Source organism: Bradyrhizobium sp. Gha (assembly GCF_900113735.1).
Lineage (GTDB): Bacteria > Pseudomonadota > Alphaproteobacteria > Rhizobiales > Xanthobacteraceae > Bradyrhizobium.
Genome location: NZ_FOQM01000001.1, coordinates 182,832 through 202,003, shown reverse-complemented (window position 1 = coordinate 202,003; position 19,172 = coordinate 182,832). Strand labels below are relative to the sequence as shown.

General features: G+C 61.4%; 20 protein-coding genes and 1 pseudogene. 11 read left to right on the top strand and 10 right to left on the bottom strand.

Annotated features, from left to right (window positions below):
• Positions 1-230: 230 nt before the first annotated feature.
• From BM222_RS01045 to BM222_RS01030, 4 genes are all read right to left on the bottom strand, one after another.
• A complete protein-coding gene (locus tag BM222_RS01045; RefSeq protein ID WP_092226390.1) occupies positions 231-1,331 on the bottom strand; it encodes an alpha/beta fold hydrolase in 1,101 nt (366 codons plus the stop codon).
• Between the two features lie 43 nt (positions 1,332-1,374).
• Positions 1,375-2,403, bottom strand: a complete 1,029-nt coding sequence (locus tag BM222_RS01040) for an alpha/beta hydrolase (protein ID WP_244546978.1) — start codon at positions 2,401-2,403, stop codon at positions 1,375-1,377.
• 88 nt (positions 2,404-2,491) lie between these two features.
• Entirely contained in the window at positions 2,492-3,577 is a 1,086-nt protein-coding gene (locus BM222_RS01035; protein WP_092226388.1) for an alpha/beta hydrolase, read from the bottom strand.
• 171 nt (positions 3,578-3,748) lie between these two features.
• Positions 3,749-4,639, bottom strand: a complete 891-nt coding sequence (locus BM222_RS01030) for a cation diffusion facilitator family transporter (RefSeq protein ID WP_092226386.1) — start codon at positions 4,637-4,639, stop codon at positions 3,749-3,751.
• 621 nt (positions 4,640-5,260) lie between these two features.
• Between BM222_RS01030 and BM222_RS01025 the strand changes: the two genes are divergently transcribed.
• Both BM222_RS01025 and BM222_RS41825 read left to right on the top strand, forming a co-directional pair.
• Complete coding sequence (locus tag BM222_RS01025; RefSeq protein WP_092226384.1) at positions 5,261-6,943, top strand: cytochrome b5 domain-containing protein; 1,683 nt, start codon at positions 5,261-5,263, stop codon at positions 6,941-6,943.
• Positions 6,944-7,167: 224 nt separating this feature from the next.
• On the top strand, positions 7,168-7,377 hold the full coding sequence (locus BM222_RS41825) for a GDCCVxC domain-containing (seleno)protein (RefSeq protein ID WP_092226799.1): 210 nt from the start codon (positions 7,168-7,170) through the stop codon (positions 7,375-7,377).
• Between the two features lie 209 nt (positions 7,378-7,586).
• Here the strand turns inward: BM222_RS41825 and BM222_RS01015 are convergent, their stop codons facing one another.
• From BM222_RS01015 to BM222_RS01000, 4 genes are all read right to left on the bottom strand, one after another.
• A complete protein-coding gene (locus tag BM222_RS01015; protein ID WP_092226382.1) occupies positions 7,587-8,393 on the bottom strand; it encodes an ABC transporter permease in 807 nt (268 codons plus the stop codon).
• Positions 8,390-8,986: an ABC transporter ATP-binding protein gene (locus BM222_RS01010; protein ID WP_092226380.1), complete on the bottom strand. Its 597-nt coding sequence runs from the start codon at positions 8,984-8,986 to the stop codon at positions 8,390-8,392. The genes BM222_RS01015 and BM222_RS01010 overlap by 4 nt, the downstream gene beginning before the upstream one ends.
• Positions 8,987-8,989: 3 nt before the next feature.
• Entirely contained in the window at positions 8,990-10,024 is a 1,035-nt protein-coding gene (locus BM222_RS01005; protein WP_092226378.1) for a Cj0069 family protein, read from the bottom strand.
• A 183-nt stretch (positions 10,025-10,207) separates the two neighbouring features.
• Complete coding sequence (locus tag BM222_RS01000; RefSeq protein ID WP_143105885.1) at positions 10,208-11,239, bottom strand: hypothetical protein; 1,032 nt, start codon at positions 11,237-11,239, stop codon at positions 10,208-10,210.
• A gap of 218 nt (positions 11,240-11,457) precedes the next feature.
• Here BM222_RS01000 and BM222_RS41820 point away from each other — a divergent pair.
• From BM222_RS41820 to BM222_RS00960, 9 genes and pseudogenes are all read left to right on the top strand, one after another.
• Positions 11,458-11,598: pseudogene (locus tag BM222_RS41820) on the top strand (rhodanese-like domain-containing protein); the annotation flags it as partial.
• Positions 11,599-11,759: 161 nt separating this feature from the next.
• A complete protein-coding gene (locus BM222_RS40800) occupies positions 11,760-11,993 on the top strand; it encodes a PepSY domain-containing protein (RefSeq protein ID WP_177242938.1) in 234 nt (77 codons plus the stop codon).
• A gap of 17 nt (positions 11,994-12,010) precedes the next feature.
• Positions 12,011-12,913, top strand: coding sequence for a DUF1259 domain-containing protein (locus BM222_RS00990; RefSeq protein ID WP_177242937.1), 903 nt, complete (start codon positions 12,011-12,013; stop codon positions 12,911-12,913).
• Between the two features lie 27 nt (positions 12,914-12,940).
• Entirely contained in the window at positions 12,941-13,537 is a 597-nt protein-coding gene (locus tag BM222_RS00985; RefSeq protein WP_092226370.1) for a superoxide dismutase, read from the top strand.
• Between the two features lie 5 nt (positions 13,538-13,542).
• A complete protein-coding gene (locus tag BM222_RS00980) occupies positions 13,543-13,728 on the top strand; it encodes a hypothetical protein (RefSeq protein ID WP_092226798.1) in 186 nt (61 codons plus the stop codon).
• Positions 13,704-14,138, top strand: coding sequence for a hypothetical protein (locus BM222_RS00975; protein ID WP_143105884.1), 435 nt, complete (start codon positions 13,704-13,706; stop codon positions 14,136-14,138). The genes BM222_RS00980 and BM222_RS00975 overlap by 25 nt, the downstream gene beginning before the upstream one ends.
• The gene (chrA, locus tag BM222_RS00970) at positions 14,138-15,322 is read left to right on the top strand and encodes a chromate efflux transporter (protein WP_092226366.1); all 1,185 of its coding nucleotides are present in this window, start codon (positions 14,138-14,140) and stop codon (positions 15,320-15,322) included. The genes BM222_RS00975 and chrA overlap by 1 nt, the downstream gene beginning before the upstream one ends.
• 10 nt (positions 15,323-15,332) lie before the next feature.
• Positions 15,333-16,751, top strand: a complete 1,419-nt coding sequence (locus tag BM222_RS00965) for a YncE family protein (RefSeq protein WP_244546977.1) — start codon at positions 15,333-15,335, stop codon at positions 16,749-16,751.
• A gap of 24 nt (positions 16,752-16,775) precedes the next feature.
• Positions 16,776-17,588 (top strand): hypothetical protein, encoded by an 813-nt coding sequence (locus BM222_RS00960; RefSeq protein ID WP_244546976.1) that lies wholly within the window; start codon positions 16,776-16,778, stop codon positions 17,586-17,588.
• Here the strand turns inward: BM222_RS00960 and BM222_RS00955 are convergent, their stop codons facing one another.
• Positions 17,589-17,879 (bottom strand): hypothetical protein, encoded by a 291-nt coding sequence (locus BM222_RS00955; RefSeq protein ID WP_092226363.1) that lies wholly within the window; start codon positions 17,877-17,879, stop codon positions 17,589-17,591. It abuts the gene before it with no gap.
• Positions 17,880-18,319: 440 nt separating this feature from the next.
• Positions 18,320-18,835 (bottom strand): DUF2231 domain-containing protein, encoded by a 516-nt coding sequence (locus BM222_RS00950; protein WP_092226362.1) that lies wholly within the window; start codon positions 18,833-18,835, stop codon positions 18,320-18,322.
• Positions 18,836-19,172 lie beyond the last annotated feature (337 nt).

Here is a 19,172-nt window from a genome sequence, read left to right as displayed (position 1 = left end):
GGATCGCGCAGCCAATCGTGCTCGTTGCGTTTGCTTGGCATGTTGAAACGCTCAGTTCATCACAGTGGCAGAATCAGTTTTCCGACTGAGCAGGGGCACCGAGTGACGCACACAGTCGGGAGCCACCCCGAAATATCAAGCAAGGAGACTGCGAGCGGAGGCGCCGTCCGATATAGCAATACCTCAAACATGGGGTTCATCTAGGCGTCACCCAATCGGGCGGGCTGCATTCACTTCAGCTTTCCGCTGGAGACAATATCGAGAAACGCACCAACTTCGCGGTTAAGAAAATCTACGTCCGAAGCGTTTAAGCCACCGGCAGATGCGTGGCCGGTCACAGTGCCCGGGCTGATCGTCATCATCTTCACACCGGGTATGCTTTTCCCCATCTCCGTCGGTTCGAACTCGGGATTGAGAAGGTCTTTGGTGCCGGTGAGGATCAACGTTTTGGCCTTGATGGAGGCCAATGCCTTGGCAGTGTCGCCACCGAAGCCGGCCGTGGCGCCGACGTCGTGACGCTCATACGCCCATGTCTGATAGATCCAGTCGTTGGCGTCGAATGCCTTCATCACCGCTGTCTCTTGCTGCTGCATCCAAGGCAGCACGTCCATCCCGTTGGTAAACTGAGCTTGGTACATATCGGGTGTGCGGGTTGAAAGCAGGTTGAGAATGTCGCGCCACAGCCGCACCCCCTTCTCGGGCGGAACATCGTAGTTGCCATCCTTCCAGGCCGGGTCGTTCATGATGGCTTTGCGGGAGGCTTCCAGGACCGCGACCGTCCAGGCGGGCGTCTTTGCGAGCGGCACAATCGCAATAAGAGCGTCCATGAACCCCGGATGGCTGACGCCCCATTGCAGCGTCTGCATGCCCCCCATTGAGGGGCCAATCACGGCCACTACGTGGTCGAGTCCCAGCTTCTCCTGGAGCAGCCGGCGCTGCGATTCCACCATGTCGCGGATGGCAAACTTCGGAAACAGCATGCGTGGCTGCACTTTTGAATTGCTGGGGGACGAGCTGAGGCCGTTGCCGATCGCATCGGTGCAGATGATGAAGTATTTCTCAGGGTCCAACGCCTTGCCGGGCCCAATCATAAAATCGAGCCGGTGATGATTGCCCGAGATCGCCGTTACCATGAGGATGGCGTTCGATTTGCTCTCGTTCAGCTTCCCGTGGGTGACGTAGGAAATCGAGAAATCCTTGATCACCTCACCGTTTTCGAGCTTCAGATCGCCTTCCGCGAACAGCTGGTGCGGCGGTTGCTGCGGCGTGTGCGCCGTGGCCGGCACTGAGGCAAGCAGCACAAGGGTAATCAGGCGGGCGATGTGTTTCATTATTTTCCCCTGCTGTTGAGCTCAGAGCTTCGGTGATAACGATCTATTTTCCCAAGTGGCGGTCGAAGAAGAAAGCGATCTCTTCGAAAGCTGCCTTTGCTTCGGGAGACGTATCATCGCGAGAGTATTGCGCGTGTGACTGGGCCTCGAAGACCTGGAGCTGGGCTTCGACGAAAGCTTCGCGCAGCTTGCGATGCACTCTTACCGTGTTGCTGAGTAGCAGATCGCGCGTGCCGCTGGTCAGGATAGTCGGCGGAAAGCCCTTCATGTCGCCGTAGACTGGCGACAGCAGAGGATCCTTCAAGTCGTGGCCATTGGCGTAGACGACCGTCCCGGCGTCGCAGAAGCCGTCGGGCGAGACCAGCACGTTGTCGAGCATCGCGTTGGTCACGAACGTGTCGCCGACTTTCGTCACGTCGGACATGGGGGTGCCCGGCGCAATGGCACCCGGCATCGGCAAACCGTCTGCCTTGGCCTTCAACATCATTTCGAGCGTCAGCGCGCCACCCGCCGAACTCCCGAACACGGCGATATTGTTCGGGTCGGTGGTCTTCAGGATCGACCTGTAGACTGTCATACCGTCCTCGATCGCGCCCGGGAAATAGGCTTCTGGCGGCATCCGGTAGTCGACCGAGATCACCTTGAAACCGCCAAAGCCCGCCATGAAGATGGCTTCTGGCAGCGCAGCTTCGCCGGGGTTCAGGACGTAGCATCCGCCGTGCATGTGAAGCAGAACGCGGTTCCGGTTTTGAGCGGGAATTGTGCCTGGCGTGACGATGAATGCTCTGACGCCGTCTATGATGGTGCTCTCGACCTTCACATGGAGCCGTTCCCGCATCCCTGGAATGTTTTTGATGGTGGCGGCCGCAGTGGCCTGCACGATCGGCACCCACTCTTCGCCCGACTTCGGCAGTACGTCCCATCCCTTTCGCAACGGCATCCCGATGATTTTGGCCAGCTGCGGACTGACCGTGCTGGGGACGGGTACCGATTTGGCCGGGACCTGCAGTGAGCCTTCCAGAGCCGACTGCGCGCGGACCAGGCACGGCATCGTGCTGATCAGGCAGGCCACAACGAGCAGGAAAGGGAGGGCCGCGCGAGTTTTGTCAGTCATCTTGATCCTCCAATTCTGCATGATGAACTACGGACGATGATCCAACCTACTCGCGCAGAAATTTGAGTACCTGGTCGAAGAACTCGAAGCGCTTCTTCTCGAACAAAACGAAGTGGGTGGCGTCGGAGATAACTATGTTCTTCTTGATGGGGGCGTGAACGAGATCGCGCATCAGCCCTTCGCGATCCTCGAGATAGGACCAGGTGTCGTAGTTGCCTCCGATGACGAGGGTCGGCGAATAGATGTTGGCCGCGTTCCAGAGCGGCCTACCGGTCGCTTGATAGAAGGAATCTTCCAGCACGCCGTTCGGTGCTCGCAGGCTCGGTGGAGAGCGAGAATTGCTGGTCGGGTCGGTGGCAAGACAGGCGTTCCAGAACGCCGCCGGAAGAGCGGGATCTCGGTACTCGTCCTTGTTTTCGAGCGGGATTTCGCCGTTCCAACGTCCGGTATTCGCAGCTTCCGACGCCAGACGATAGGCACCCATCGAGAAATTGAACTCATGTGGCTTGCGCTTGTTCTGCAGAGCGCTGCCCGGACCCAAGTTCGTGTGGTCGTTGAAGTTGTAAAGGGGTGCGTAAAGCACGAGCTTGCTCACATTCTCCTGATGTAGCGATGCGTAGTAGCCAGCCATCATCGCTCCCCATGACCAGCCGATCAGCGTCACCCGCTTGACGCCGCGCTTTGCCTTGATGGCATTCACCATCGCCTCCACATCGCGCAGTGCGAGATAGGAGCGCGTCATCGGCGGGTTCTTCGCGGCAGGCTCGTCCATTGCAGGCTCGCGCGTCGAACCGCCATAGTTGCGGTAGTCACCCATGTAGATGACGTAGCCCCGTTTCACGAGCCAGTCGGCCCAAGAGTAGTCCTTGTAGGAAAGGTCGAAGTCGCAGGTTGATGGGCTCGTCGCGCCGTGCAGGAAGAGAATGATATTGTCGTCCGTGAAGCGGGTGTTGCCCTCCGCTATCTTCTCCCGGAGGAATAACCTGATCCCGAAGTCCAGCGCGTCGATCTGCATATCGGTTTTTGTGATGGTCGCGTCTTGCGCGGAAATCGGCGTGGTGAATGAAATAAGTCCAACGGCAATGGTGGCAAAGAGCCACCCCAAAGCCGCGTGCCCTCGGCGATTGAGCATGGTTTCCCCGCTTTCAATTTATTAATTGACAGCGAGGCTACCGATCTGGCCGGTCACTTCAATCAATTCACCGGAAAAATTTTTGAGCGGTGCGGGGGAATAAATCGGCTTTGCCGGTGGCCTGAGAGCTCTCTCCTGAGGCCTGGTCGGGTGGACGTCTACCCCGATGCCTCAAACGATCGGCACTCCGCCGGGGTGCTTGGCCTTTTCCTCCGGCTCAACATGAATCGAGATCATCGCGTCGTCGATTTCGGCTTTCAAAGCCGCCTCGATCCGGTCGCAGAGATCGTGCGATTCGGAAACGGTCATGCTTCCAGGGACGACGAGATGAAAGTCAATGAAGGTCGCCCGACCGGCATGCCGGGTCCTGAGATCATGGGCTTCGAGCGCGCCACCTGCGTGCGAGGAGATGATGTTGCGAACCTTTGCCAGTGTAGGTTCCGGCAGCGCCTCGTCCATCAGGCCCCCAACGGACTCGCGCATGAGGCGCCAACCGGTCCACAGGATGTTAATCGCGACGAGCGCTGCAACCAGGGGGTCCAGCAAGAGATAGCCCGTGAACCAGACCAGGGCGACACCGACAAGAACTCCTCCCGATGTGACGACATCGGTCCAGAGATGCTGCGCATCCGCGAGCAGGGCGGGGGACCTCCATTTCCGGCCATAACGTCCGAGTATTACGCACCAGACTGCATTCACGGCGCTCGCACCCGCGTTGATCAGAAGACCAAGCAGCGGGGCGTCGAGCGGCTTGGCTCGCGAGAAGCCTTCGTAAGCAGCGTAGAATATCAATAGCGCTGCGACGACAATGAGAACGCCTTCCACGATTGCGGACAGGTATTCCACCTTATGATGACCATAAGGATGGTTCGCGTCGGCGGGCGCCGCGCTGATCCTTACCGCGGTGAACGCGGCGATCGCTGTGGCGACATTCAAAGTGCTTTCGAGGGCGTCAGAATAGAGCGCCACGCTTCCCGTAACGAGATACGCGACATACTTCAGCAGTAATACAATGCAGCCGACCGCGATGCTGCCGGCTGCCAACTTCAAAGTGCGATTCATGATTGCTCAGTCGGATCGATGCCTGGTCCGAATAGGCCGCATCTCGGGTTCGATCAACCGCAAACTTTGCTCTCGATAGTCACTTGCAACTGCGAAACGATTCAATCATTCGGGGCATCGGCGGTTACTCGGTCCGAGTGTACGGGACGTTGCGATCAGGCATCACTGTTGAGGACCGGTTATTTTCGATTGCTCCGCTTACCGGTCACCACGTGGCAGTATCAATGCGGAGAGACCAAGCTCAACCGAGCGTTCATTGCGTTGCTCTCAGCTTTGTTCGCGGCGGCCGGTTGACTCTAAGCCCACCCGACAATCTGATTGTAGCCAATCTTCGCCCTTCACCCTGGATTGCTCGGATTAATGCGCCGGATAGACCAGAGGTGCCCTCTCGTCTGCAAGACTCCACGCGCGCTGCAAGCTGACTCCTGTTCTGTGTCGGAATTTTTTGAGCATGGCTATTGCGCTCCCGGTCATAGTAAACTCACCACGTCCGGTTCCGCGAGAAGCTGCTTTATTGCTGATCCACCCGCAGCTAGTCTCCGACTTAGTTCGAGCGACTCCACCGTACTTCCGCCGCAGGCTGGCAAATCGGTGCGTTCCCTTACCTCGGAAGGGCGACAGATGCGAGCAGTAATCATCGGCGCGGGAATGGGCGGGTTGATGACGGCCTTGGCGCTGCGACAGTCCGGCGTCTTCACCTCGGTCGATGTTTACGAGCAAACCAAGGTGCCGAGCACCGCAGGCGCCGGGTTGAACGTCCCGCCCAACGGTGCGCGGTTATGTCGTTGGCTGGGCGTTGACCTCGATGGCGGGGATCCCAACGGCCCCGACGGGGTAATCGACGGTGGCCGGGCTGCAATTCTGGAGTCGACACGGCAATTCAACGCCGATGGAACGATGACGCAGAGGCGGTTCGATCATGTCACCGCTGCGGGCGATGGCGCCGGATTTCATCACATGCACAGGCTGGACTTGTTGATGTGCTTGTACAAGCGGGTGTTCGAATTCGGTCCCGACACAGGAGCTGCCTGCCCGATCACCGTGCACATGGACTGCCGGCTGACACAGCTGCGTCAGACCGCCCGCGAGGTGACGGCGACCATTTCGAATGGCCGAAGCACCACGGGGGAGGTTCTCGTGGGTGCCGACGGGATCAACTCTGCCACGTTGCAGCTGGCATGGCCGAACCCGCGTCCCAAGCGCTGGACGGAGGTGACCTGCTTCCGTGGACTTGTTCCGCGGGCGGTGGTCGCCTCGCTCCGCAAGGCTGACGGTAGCCCGCTGGATCACAACCCGATCGACTCCTTCAGCATGGACCGTCACCGCACCGACAGGAGCGGAGCGACGACCTACTGGGTGCGCGGCGGCGAATTGTTGAACGTGTGGATCGCCCGCTATGAGCCCGACTCCGCCGCATTCGAGAAGGAGGAGGGCGACTGGTTTCCCGTCAGTCGGGAGGAGATCCTTCACGAGGTGGGCGAGGCATTCACGGGCAGCGCCAGTCGAGACGACCTGCTCGCTCTGGCGGGGGCAATCGTTCGTCCGACGAAGTGGGGCCTCTATGATCGCGACGCGCTCGAAACCTGGGTGCAGGGGCGCATCTGTCTGCTCGGTGACGCGGCGCACCCGATGCTTCCGACCTTTGGACAAGGCGCCGCGCAGTCCTTCGAGGACGCCGCCGCGCTCGCCAGCGCCTTCGCCCTGCACAAGCGCGATGTGGCGACAGCGCTGTTGCACTACGAACGCGTGCGGCATTACCGCGCGACCCGCTTCCAGCTCGGCTCCAAATTCGCCTTCGATCACTTGCGGGCAAGGGACACCGCTGAGCAGAAGGCGCTGCTCGAGAAGCTCGACGAGCGGGTGAGCCCGGCCTTTGCGCACGACAAGCGCGGCGGCGAGGACGATTCCTGGATCTATGCCTACGACGCCCGCAAGATCGGCGCCGAATTGCCTCGCAAGAGACTGGGACCGTGGGACTTCCGCCGGGCCGCCAAGGCCAGCTACGCCACGATCACCTCCAAGCTCTGGACGCCGGCTGCTCCGCCAAAGGCTCCACGTCCCGTCACGCGCGAAGAGGTCGCCCTGCACAACACAAAAGAAGACTGCTGGATCATCGTCCGCGGAAAAGTCTACGACATCACCGAGTGGGCGCCCCATCACCCCGGAGGGGCCGGCATTGCCCGAATGTACGCCGGCAAGGAAGCCACCGCCGAATTCGGCGACTACCACAGCGCCGAAGCTGTCGCGCACATGGCGCATTTCTGTATCGGCGACCTCGTCGATGCTCCGACCACCTTGCCGTGACTGGAGATCACTGACTGGCCGGCCAACTCGGACTTCCGGGTTGACACACGCGCCATGCGCCAGTGAGAATCGGCTTCGGACGCAAGGTTCGCTTAGTCAAGATATTTGCTAAACCGTGCAGCGAATGGAAACGGGTGGATCAGCGCAGCCCGCTGGCGTTGCCTTCCCGAGCAAGCGTCTGCGAGACGGTGAGCCGTCTTTGCAAGAATGATGGAGACTATGTGGTGCAGCTTGAATCTACCCTCACTTGCCCGGAGTGCGGTCATCAAGCGGTTGAGCCGATGCCAGAGAACGCCTGTCAGTTTTACTATGACTGCAAGGGCTGCGGAAAGCGCCTCAAGCCCCTCGCCGGGGATTGTTGTGTGTTCTGCTCCTATGGATCGACGCCGTGTCCGCCGATTCAAAACGTTGGTTGTTGCAGCAAAGCCGTCTAGGACGCCGACCGTTCAAAAAGCCAGCGGGTAGGACTCCAGGTCCTTGATGATAGGACCGGAACATCTCGAAAAGCGCACTGTCATCGGAACTTGAGCTCAACAGTCTTTCTCCAAGTCGTACCAAATCCAGTTGTTGGGCCGGCCTTGTGCGCGTCGGCAGGACAAAAGTTTCATCAGCGTCCGCACGGGTCCTTCCGGAAGAGCAACCGCTAGCTCGACCCTTCTGTCCCAATTCGATCGAGACGGAGCCGGTGTCGATGATCTGTCAACAGGTGTGCGCCACCCAGGACGGCGGCCAGCGTTCCCAGTCCGGTCCCGCCAGCGATCAGAAACATGATCAGCAATTGATATTTCACTGCATCGACCGGCTCGACTCCGGCGAGAATCTGCCCGGTCATCATCCCCGGCAAGGAAACGAGCCCGATGGCCGCCATTGAGTTTAGGATCGGCATGAAGCCGCTTCTCAAGGCGTCCCGTATGACAGGCAGCAGGGCTTGGTGTCGGGTGGCGCTGAGCGCAAGACAGGCTTCCACGGCGGCCCGTTCGCGCACCAGGCTATTCGTCAGCACGTCCAGGCCCAGGCTTATTCCGGTCATCGTGTTTCCCAGCATCATGCCCAGCAAAGGCAGCGCATAGCGCGGATGATACCAGGGATCGGGGCGGAGTTCCGTCAGGAGCGCGAACATCGTGACGGTACCGGCGGCGAGCAGCGTGCATGCCGCGCCCAAGCCGTATTTCCAAACGCCCGGAAGGCGCCGCTTTTGCCGCGCGACGATTTCCCGAGAGGCGAAGAGAACCATGATAAGGGCGGCGAGTGCCGTCCAGAGCGGCGAGACCGCGGCAAACAGGAACGTCAGCACGTACCCAACCAGGACGAGCTGCACCACCATGCGCACGGTCGCGATGGCGAGTTGCTTTTCAAGTTTGAGGCGGAGAACAAGCGAGAGAACGCCGTCCATGACGACAAGCAGCGCGGGTAGGGCCAGATCGCCGTACGAAAGCTGGATGTAGGTCACGGCCGGTGTTCCTCGATGCTGCCGTCGGGCCTCATTGCAAATATCCTTGACCCGACGCGGCGCGCTTGGGCGTTGTCGTGGGTACTCCAAACGACGCTCGTTCCGTTCGAAACTCGTTCGGCTATCAAGGATTCCACAGCGGCAGCGGATGCCGAGTCGAGCGCGGAGGTCGGCTCGTCCAGCAGAAGCACCCGCGATCGCAGCATGAGTGCACGTACAAGCCCCAATCGCTGTCGCTCGCCGGTCGAAAGTCTTTGGATCGACCAAGGTCCGCAGTCGTCCGGCAGCCCCAAGCGTTTGACCAGCGACAGGGCATTATCCCACGCCACGAAGTGTTCCTGCACGATGTCGGACCGCCAGCCAGGCTCGGCGGCGAGGTAGGTCACTTGTTTTCGCCAGGCGGGGGCGGGCATCGCCTCTCTGAGCACGCCGTCCAGCTTGACCGTTCCTTCGTTGGGGTCGAGATCCGCGATGGAGCGAAGCAGCACGGTTTTCCCAACCCCAGAGGGCCCTTGCAGGGCGACGCATTCGCCGTCCTGCAAGTCGAATGACACGGAGAGGTGCAGGCGCTTGAGCCCGCTGACCGTCAGCATACGTCAAAGCTTAAGCTGCAGCCGATCGGCAACACGCCCGGCTATCTCCGCGGGCGCCTGGCCCGGGTAGGGATGCACTGAGCTGACGTTGATCTCGCCGAGCACGTAGCTGTCGCTCCCGTCGGCCTTGATGGGGCCGAGCATGAAGTCGGCATCCCAGATCGCAGGCAGGTCACTTGGCGCGATATCCAGCAGCGAAGTTAGCTGTGGCGTCCATTCGTCCTCCATCAACCGGCGCAGCCGCTGGAAGCGGGGGTCTGCGTTCGACGTGTAGAGCCGCGGTCCGGCTTCGGAACGTGCGGCCGGCGAGTCGACCAGAGCTTTGACCTTATGATGACCGAAGCCGGCGCAGCGATCACCTGCCATGTAGCAACGCGCCACGCCCTCGCTCAGGCGAGGCTGGAACGCCTGGTCAATCACGCTGCCGTTCTCGAAATACTCGGCGCAGCGACGAAGGAAATCATCCAGCGTCAGTTCCTCGGGCGCGTCCTTGGTCGCGTCTAAGACCTTGATCATGGAGGAACTCGGTAGCTTCTCGACCTTCCAAACGCCTTGGCCACCGTTGCCCCGGTTGCGTTTGATCACGCGCGGCCCGGCGGCGAGCCGAGTCGGCAGTTCGGTGCGCATCGCCGCGGCGGTTTGGTACAGCGCTGTGTCGGATCCCCATCCCATCGCGTGGGTGCGATAGAGGACCTCCTTAGTGCCCATCTTGAGGATGACGTCCGGATGAGCGCTTACCCACACGCCCTGCGCCGCGACGTCGCGCAACAGGGCGTCTAGTCCGGTGCGGTTACGACCGCCCTGAATCGGGTTGACCCAGACGAGCACGCCATCCACTGCGAGCAATTCTTCGCGCACGGCATCGGCGAAGCTCTCGTCGTAGATCGCGGGGCGCGCTTCGACGCCGACGGCGGCCAGCGCTTCGAAGACATCGACGAAGCGGCCGTTTTTCGAGGTCGCATCTCGACGCGCGGCTGCATCTCCTCGCGAGAGGACGGCGACGGTACGATTGGAAGAGGGGTGTCGTTCGGTATCCATGCGCAAGCTCCACGTGTTGCGTGCTGCGCAGAGCTTGGACCGAAGTCTCGCGGGGAGTCTGCCAACCCCGTGCATCCGAGACTATGCGAAATCGTGTCCGGGTATCAAGGGGGGGACCTTTGGCTGTTCGTTCAGACAGGCGACCTTCGCCGATCGCGACGCAGATCTGCATCGCCACGCAGCTCACCAAGCTATTTGTCGGTTCTCGGGCGGTGCACCGGTCAGGAGGGGCTTGCCAAATACCGACGGTATCAGGTCATCGAGAAACAGCAGCATCTGAGCGCGGAAGCCCGGACTGTTTCCTCCCGCGTGGTTCATGGGAAGAATGATTTCGGCCGAGGCTTGCCACGTGACCGCGACATAGGCGACGCCAGGATTGGCGGTGGCCACTGTCTTCTGGCCGCGAGGGCTATCGAACCTGAACTCGACCAACGGCACCCACTGATTCAACGGCTCTTCCTTGGGCGGGCCACCGTCGAAGCGTCGGGTCAGGTAAAATGTGCTGTATTGGATGGAGAAGCCCCAGTGAAGGGTTTGCACGGCCGGAGACGAGACGTTCAGGAAGGTGCCTGTAGCGAGGTTTGGCGCAAACGCCCGACCGCCTTGTCCCATGGGCTCTTCGTCGACAATCGCACCCGTGATGGCGAATGGCCGAAGCCAGGAAAGCGAGTCCGGTAAATCACCGAATCCCTTCCCGAAGGTTACGCCAGCCTGGATCGTGTTCGGCGCGTCGGCGCCCACACCCACGGCGCCAGAGTGAGCGATGCCCCAAGCAAGGCTCACTGAAGCCAGCGCCTCATGCTTGTTGTCGCGAAAGGCTTCGTATTTGAGACCGAGGCTGGTCTTATCGAAACCTGACGTGTGGCCGATCGGCCAGTTCTGGTGGACCCATCCGCTGTCGAGCGTGGCCGCAAGTGTGGGCGTCAGCAAACGTGCGAAGGACCAGTTGATACGGTTCTCCAGCACGTTGCTGTCCTGGGTCGGATAGCTGAGGTATGAGAAGTCCGGGACGATCGCCTCGTCGGCCACCGCGGGGTCGTCGAACGTCATGGTGCCGTTAAAATAGCGGTTACCGGCGATGCCGTGGGCACGGGCGGACTGCGTCCAGACCGAAAGGGCAGCCATCGCAAGGATTGAGGCGCATTTCCTCATGTTGTTGCCCGCCGACTGCACCGACATCGAGCAGGACGATAACACGGCGAAGTGCAGGGCCAAATCTCGGTCGACACTCCATTGCGCGCTTGCGACCCTCGACGTCCGCCACGATTTCGTTCCATTCGGTCGATGAAAATCTTGGCGTTGTTTTCTTTTCACCGTCCCGCACGCGGGTTGACAGCCCAGCCATCTGGGCTTTTATTTGCGCCACGGGGATGTGCGATCTCCTCGCGAGGCGTCATGCCCAAGAATCGCGTCCTGATCACCAAGGGCGCAGCATGTCAGCATCGTACACCTCCATTTCACCCGATAAACTGTCCCGGTTGGTAGGCACGGCGGCCGCGCCGACGCTCATCGATGTCCGCATCGACGAGGACTTTTCGGCCGACCCGCGCCTGATTCCCGGAGCCTTGCGGCGCCAGGCTCTGTTGCAAGTTGAACGCGAGTCTCCAGTTCTGCGACGCGTTCCACCGATGGTGCCGCGACGCGACCAAGGAGTTGCACAACTGGCCGACCAACAAGGGCAAGTGAGGCCGAAGGCCTGATGACTTCTGGGGCAGGGACAACCAGGAGATCAGACATGCGAACATCCACGATCTATCGGGCATCGCTCTTCGTAGCGCTTGTTGCGGGCTTCTCGCCCGCCCGAGCCCTGACTCAGGAAGAGCTGGTCGCCAAGATTCAGGCGGCTGGCTACTCGCAGGTGAAAGACGTCAAGTCGACGGCCGAAGGCACCACCGCCAAGGCGGTGAAGGACGGCAAGCCGGTGACGCTCGTCGTCGACAGCAGCGGCCAGATCAAAGAGCGAAACTGAGTTCGAGGAGCAGTACGATGAAATGGACAATTCACGCGCTGATCGTCGGCTCATGCCTCCTCGCAACTGCATCCTTCGTTTCGGTGGCGCATGCGCAGAGCGTCGACTGGCAGAAGGTCGACGAGACGCTGGGGCGTAAACCCGCCGTCTCGGACGACGTGCACCGCTACGGCTTCCCCCGTACCGATCTTTCCGTGACGCTGGACGGCGTGGCGATAACGCCGGCGCTGGCCCTCGGCGGCTGGGTTGCGTTCAAGCCCGCGCACGGCGGCGCCATGGTCATGGGCGACCTTGTGTTGCTTGAGACCGAGATCAACCCTGTGATGGCGAAGATGATCGCCAGCGGTCTCGAGATCACCGCCGTGCACAATCATCTGCTGCGGGCGAGCCCGACGACCTTCTACATGCATATCGCCGGCCATGGGGACCCCGTCAAGCTTGCCTCGGCGATCCACGATGCATTGGCCGAGAGCAAGACGCCGCTGACAGTCGCGGCGCCGGCGAGCCCGCCGCCGGCCGTCGATCTCGACACGGCGAAGCTCGACCAGATCATCGGCGTGAAGGGCCAGGCCAACGGCGGCGTCTACCAGTTCAACGTCAAGCGGCGAGACCCGATCACGCAGGACGGCATGCCGTTGACCCCCGTCGGCCCGATGGGCGTCGCGATCGGCATCAATTTCCAGCCGACCGGAGGCGGAAAGGCCGCTATCACCGGCGACTTCGTGCTGACTGGCGATGAGGTCAACCCGGTCATCCTGGCGCTGCGGGCACATGGCATCGAGGTGACCGCGCTGCATAGCCACATGCTCGACGAGCAGCCGAGGCTCTTCTTCATGCACTTCTGGGCGAACGATGACGCCGTGAAGCTCGCCGAAGGCCTGCGCGCGGCACTCGACAAGACTGCCAGTGCGAAGAGTTGAGCCAAGATTAAGCGAAGGAGTTGCCTGATGCCCTACGAAACCAAGCCGCTGCCGTTCGACCCGAAGTCGATCAGCGGCATATCTGAGAGGGTTCTTGTGAGCCACTATGAGAACAACTACGGCGGTGCGGTGAAGCGGCTCAACGCCATCAGCGCGCAGCTCGCCGAGCTGGACTTTGCCAAGGCGCCGAACTTCGTCATCAACGGCCTGAAGCGCGAGGAGCTGATCGCGGCGAACTCGATGATCCTGCATGAGATCTACTTCGACGGTCTCGGCGGCGCGAGCAAGCCGGGCAGCGCGCTCGCCGAAGCGATCGTGCGCGACTTCGGCAGCATCGATCGATGGCGGACGGAGTTCGCGGCGATGGGCAAGGCGGAGGGAGGAGGTTCGGGTTGGGTGATCCTGTCCTATTCCCCTCGCGACAAGCGGCTCATCAACCAGTGGGCTGCCGATCATACGACGACGCTCGCCGGCGGCCGTCCGGTGCTGGTGCTCGATATGTATGAGCACGCCTATCACATGGACTTCGGCGCTGCGGCAGCCCGCTATGTCGACGTCTACATGGAGGCCATTCGTTGGGAGAACGCCTCCGCGCTCTATGATCAGTACGCGAAGGAGATCTGATGGAGATGAGAAGGACGAGAAGCTTTGCCGTCGCTGTGTTCGCGCTGACCGGTCTGCTTGTCGCCCCACAGGCGGGTCGCGCGCAAAGTTGCAAGGTCTGCGCCGACCAGCGTGCCGCCTGCATGAAGAACTATGCCGGTCCCGCCTGCAAGACCGAGTACCAGATGTGTCGGAAGGCGTGCAAAAAGTGAGGCTGGCCGAATCAAAGAGCCAGCTTGCGAAGTGTTTCATCGCGACACTCGCTACCGGCATCGGGGGACTAGTCACCTTCGATGCCGGCTTTGTCGCGGCCGAAAGCGTTCGGACGTTGACCGGCGCGCAGATTCGAGCGGCCTTCGCGGGTAAGCAACTGACCGACGAGGTCCACTACAGTTTTGTTTATGACGGCGACGGGACGCTGCGAACTTACTCGATGGGTGTGAAGCAGGTCGGAAAATGGCGCATCCAGAAGGATGAAATTTGTCTCTATATCAAGGAGATGGACGACGACTGCTACCGCGTGACACAAAGCGGTAAACGGTTTGAGCTGAAGCCGACGGGGCCCGGCGGTCCGATCGACGGCATATTGGAGCCCGCATATCACGGGGATGGGGAGAAGTGATGACGACGACAACGACGAACGTCGAACGCGGGAACATGGGCGAGCTGGTACGCTATTTCCTGCGACTGGGCTTTCTCGGCTTCGGCGGTCCGGTCGCGCTGGTCGGCCAAATGGAGCGCGAGCTCGTCAACGACAAGAAGTGGCTCACCAAGGAGCAGATGCGCGAGACCATCGCCATTTGCCAGTCGCTTCCTGGCCCACTGGCGATCCAGGTCGGCATCTTTATCGCCTATTTGCGCTGCGGCTTTTGGGGTGCGTGGGCCGGTGGCTGGGCGTTCATCCTGCCGAATTTCGTCATCGTCGCGGCCCTCGGCGCGCTCTATGTCCATCTCGGGGATCTCAAGGCCGTCACCGGCATCTTTTACGGTGTCAGTCCGGCCGTGATCGCGTTGATCCTGCATTCCTGCTATCGGCTCGCCAAGCTCGGCATGGAAGATTGGCTGCAATGGGCGATCGCCGCGGTCTGTCTGGCCGTCACCGTGATCCTGCAGGCCGAGGTCGCATTTCTGTTCATTGGGGCGGGGATGGTCGGTATCGTTTATTACGGACACATCAAGCGCCCGCCGGTCGCTCTCCAACTCGCGCTGCTCCCGGCGGCGGCGCCCGCCGCCGTGCCGGCCGCAACCGGGTCGACGCTCGGCAAGCTGCTGCTGTTCTTTCTCAAGGCGGGCTCGCTGACCTTCGGCAGCGGCCTCGTCATCGTTCCCTTCCTGGAGCAGGGGCTGGTGCAGCAATACGGCTGGCTCAACGAGCGCGAATTTCTGGTGGCTGTCGCGATCGGCATGATGAGCCCCGGGCCGGTCGTGATCACGGCAACCTTCGTCGGCTATCTGGTGGCGGGCTTCTGGGGCTCGCTCGTTTCCACGGTCGGCATCTTCCTGCCGTCCTTCCTGCTGGTCCTGATCGTGGCGCCCCTGTTGGCACGGCACCGCAAGAATCCCAATGTGCAGGGCTTCGTGAAGGGCGCCTATGCGGCGGCGATCGGAACCATTTTGGGCGCGAGCTTCCTGCTGGGCAAGATCGCGATCGGCGACTGGCTGACTGCGCTCATAGGCATCGTCTCGCTCGCCGTGCTGTTTCGCTGGAAAGTCAGCAATCCCTTGCTCATTGCCGCGACGGCGGTCATTGGGCTGGTCGCCTATCCGATTCTGCAGCCGGCATGGGTGCTCACAGGCCTGAAGTGAGATGCAGAAGATGCGAACGCTGCTCGGGAATGCTCAGACAGGGCTGCGCGCTGCGGTCGCCGTCCTCGCGATCCTGCTGACGTCGGTCGCCCTCGCGCCGGCGGCCGAGGACGAGACCGTCGTCTTTGTCTGCCAGCACGGGGTGGTGAACAGCCAGATCGCTGCGGCCTACTTCAACAAGGCCGCGCAGGAGCGAGCGCTACCGTTCAGGGCGGTCTCGCGGGGCATCGATCTTTACCGGTCGGTGCCGGTGCGGGTCCGGGACGGCCTTGCACTGGATGGTCTGGAAGCGGCCAACACGCCACAACAGCTCGTCGTGGAAGACATGGCCGCGGCAGGCCGGGTTGTAGCGTTCGACGAAATTCCGGCAGAGCAGCGAGGGGGCGTCAACGTGACCTACTGGTCAGGCGTTCCCTTGGGCATCGACGATTACGAAACCACCCGGGATCAGATCGTCCAGCGCATCGATGCGCTTATTCCGACGCTGGTGGCGGCGGCCGAATCCGCTGGAAACAAGGCGCCTCTGCAGCTCGAAACCAAGATCCCGCTCGGCGATGTCCGCGGACGGATCGATCATTTGGCGGTCGACCTGAAGCGGCAGCGATTGTTCGTGGCCGAACTCGGCAACGACAGTGTCGGCGTCGTCGATCTGGCCGCAAACACCGTCCTCAAAACCATCACAGGGCTCAGCGAGCCCCAGGGCGTCGGCTATGAGCCGTCGACCGACACCCTCTATGTCGCCAACGCCCGCGATGGATCGGTCCGGCTCTACGAGGCCAACGAGTACAAGGCGACCGGACGGATCGAGCTCGGCAGCGATGCTGACAACATCCGGATCGATGCGGCTAACAAACGCGTCATCGTCGGCTATGGCAATGGTGGTCTGGCGATCCTCGATCCGGCGACTCGCAGCAAGGTCCAGAGCATACCATTGAAGGCGCATCCGGAGGGCTTCCAGCTTGAGCCCAGCAGCGGGCGCATCTTTGTCAACCTGCCCGATGCGCGCGCGGTCGCGGTGGTGGACAGCGCATCCGGCAAGCAGATCGCCAACTGGCCAATGGACAAGGGCGGCAATTTTGCGATGACCATCGATCGCGACCGCAGCCGTGTGCTTCTGGCGTACCGCAGCCCGGCCGTACTCGCAGTCTTTTCGACGGACGGCAAACCGATCGCGAGTGCGGAAATCTGCGGCGACGTCGACGACCTCTTCGTCGATGCAAAACGTGAACGTGTCTATGTGAGCTGCGGCGCCGGCTACATCGACGTGCTCGAAATCGATGGATCGGTTTATCGACGGATCGCGCGCCTGCCGACGGCAACGGGCGCGCGGACGTCCCTCTTCGTGCCGGAGCTGGACCGCCTGCTCGTCGCGGTGCGTGCGGGCCCCGCGGGTCCGGCAGCAATTTGGGCGTTCAAGCCGATGCCTTGAGATCTAAAATGCGGGAGGCCATGCATGCGCGTATGGAGCCGAGGCTTTCGCGGCTTTCCGAGACGGCTCGGGCCGAGCCTGATGGCCGTACTGGGATTGGTCGCATGGTCTGGTCCAGCGTCGGCCTATCGCCCCTTCGACGGCACCGATGCGGCCGTCGCGAAGAAAGGGGAAATGGAAATCGAGCTGCAACCCGCCGGGCGCTTGCGCGACGAGAGCGGGACAAGCCTGATCGCGCCGGCCTGGGTCATCAACTACGGTCTGAGCGAGGATTGGGAAGCCGTCTTCGAAGGTCAGGGACAAACACCGCTTTCTCCATCTGGACCAAGCAGCCTGACTGCGGCCGGGGCGTTCCTCAAGCATGTGGTGGTGCCCGGGAGTCTGCAGGACAAGACCGGCCCAAGCGTTGCGACCGAGTTTGGCGTCCTTTTACCTGACAGCACGGGCAATTCGGGCGTCGGCTTAAGCCTGGCCGGGATCGTCTCGCAGCGCTGGGATTGGGGGACCATCCATCTGAACGCCGAGACGGCCCTCACCCGGGACCATCATGGCGACCTCTTCCTCGGTGCCATCATCGAAGGGCCAGCGACCTGGACGGTGCGCCCCGTCGCCGAGATCTTTTATGAGAACGAGTTTGGAAAGGAGAAGACGTTTTCCGGCTTGGTCGGGCTGATTTACCGCGTCCGAGACGATCTGAGTTTCGACGTCGCAGTCCGTCATGCGCTCACCGGCAGGTATCCGGTGAACGAGATTCGTGCGGGCTTGACCTTCGGCTTTCCGCTTTCTTTCTTCGAAGGTCACGCCGCGCGCCAGGCGTCGCCAATTCCGCCTAGATAGCTACTTGCGGTCCTGGTTCTCGGGACGCGCACGCCAGTCGCGGCCGACGGTCTGGTGGCTGTCGTCGGGTGTTGCTTGATTGGCATGGTTGTTCTCGCCGCCCTCGGCTTTCCAGTCGCGCCCGATTTTGACGTCCTCTGCGCGACTACGATCCTGTTCGCGGGTTTGCTCCGACTGCTGGGGCGACTGCGCCTCTTGGACAGGGGCCGGCTGTGCCTGGGCTCCGGCGCCCCCGAATGCGAAAATTAGCGCGCAAGTGGAAAACGCAGCAAGCGATGTAGAATGTTTCATGGCTGTCTCCCTCACCAGGACCTTGCACACAATTAACTCGCTTGAACGCGTATTGTTCGTAAAGCGAGCAGGTCTTCGCCTACGCGAGCTATTTGATGAGCTCGGCAGAGCCCGTCGCGCACAGCAAGAGGCGCCGCGATACCTCTGGTCCGTAAGGTGTTAGCTTGAGCCCGCTAAAACCGATGGCCGCACATCCGTCCTCCGATGTCGAGGGCTTTGGTGAGTTTCGTACCCGGGCCGAAATCGCCTGCAAGCTAACGAGGTTTCAAGGCCGGTCGGTTGTTCTGAAGTGATGGCTTGGCATGGCCACGTAGCCCGGGGGACATGCGCCCAACTTTCTAGCGCGCCAGAGGACTCCCGGCCCGTGAGCTAATACAGCCAGATCGAGCGCGATTTCGGAAGCGAAATTCGAAGAGCGCAAGCTTTCGGGAATTCCGAGGCTAAGCCGCCCGCCGTCCGGAGCCGCCGCGGGGAGTCGTCACCGGCTCCGAACTTGTCTGGCCAGGAGCGTCAAGAACAGCCACATGATGGCTATAGACCATCTCCCAGCCCTTCCAGCCCGTGAATAGCAGGATACCGACGACCACGAGCGAGAGGATCACGCCCCATGGTTTGATCGCAGCTTCCGCACCGTGAGCGTACCGAAGCAGGAAATTGACGAGGGCAATGACAACTGCGGTGAGATTGCCGAGCATGTGATACCAGGCATCGTTCAGCGCCCGGATCCGGGGCTCGCTGAAGAAGTCCGTGAAGCCAGCCAACGCGGCGAGAAGCGCCATCGCGACGCCTGCGCCGAGCAACCACAGCGAGGCTCTCGCCCAGAAACCGTCGCCCGTCCCAACAAACGCAAGGTCGGTGACGAACGCTCCGACCAGGAAGGCGACGGGGAATGGAATCAGCATTGGATGAAGGGGGTGGGTGCCCAGCTTTGCCGTGCTCAGAGGATTGACACTCATAGGTCATACTCGCGAACTGATCTCCCGGAACAATCTCCGATGCTCCCACTTGTTCCTTAGAAGACGTCGGCGCAGTGCGACATCTGGCTCCTTCGCAAACGGGTCTGGCTCCTTCACAAATGGGCAAGAGTGCCGCGGAAGTGTCGTTGTCGCGCCCCAGCGTCTGTTCTCCGGCTATAGCGCAGCGCGGCGTAACTGCGCGCGGCGGCCAGGCGGTATGCGCCTTGCGTCGTCCGCGTGCAACGTTCTGCAGCGATCGTTCTGCTCGGAGCTTTCGTCTTGGCGTCGGCGAGGGCGCTCAGCGAGTTTCAAGCAACGCGCCTGAGGGCGCCAAAAA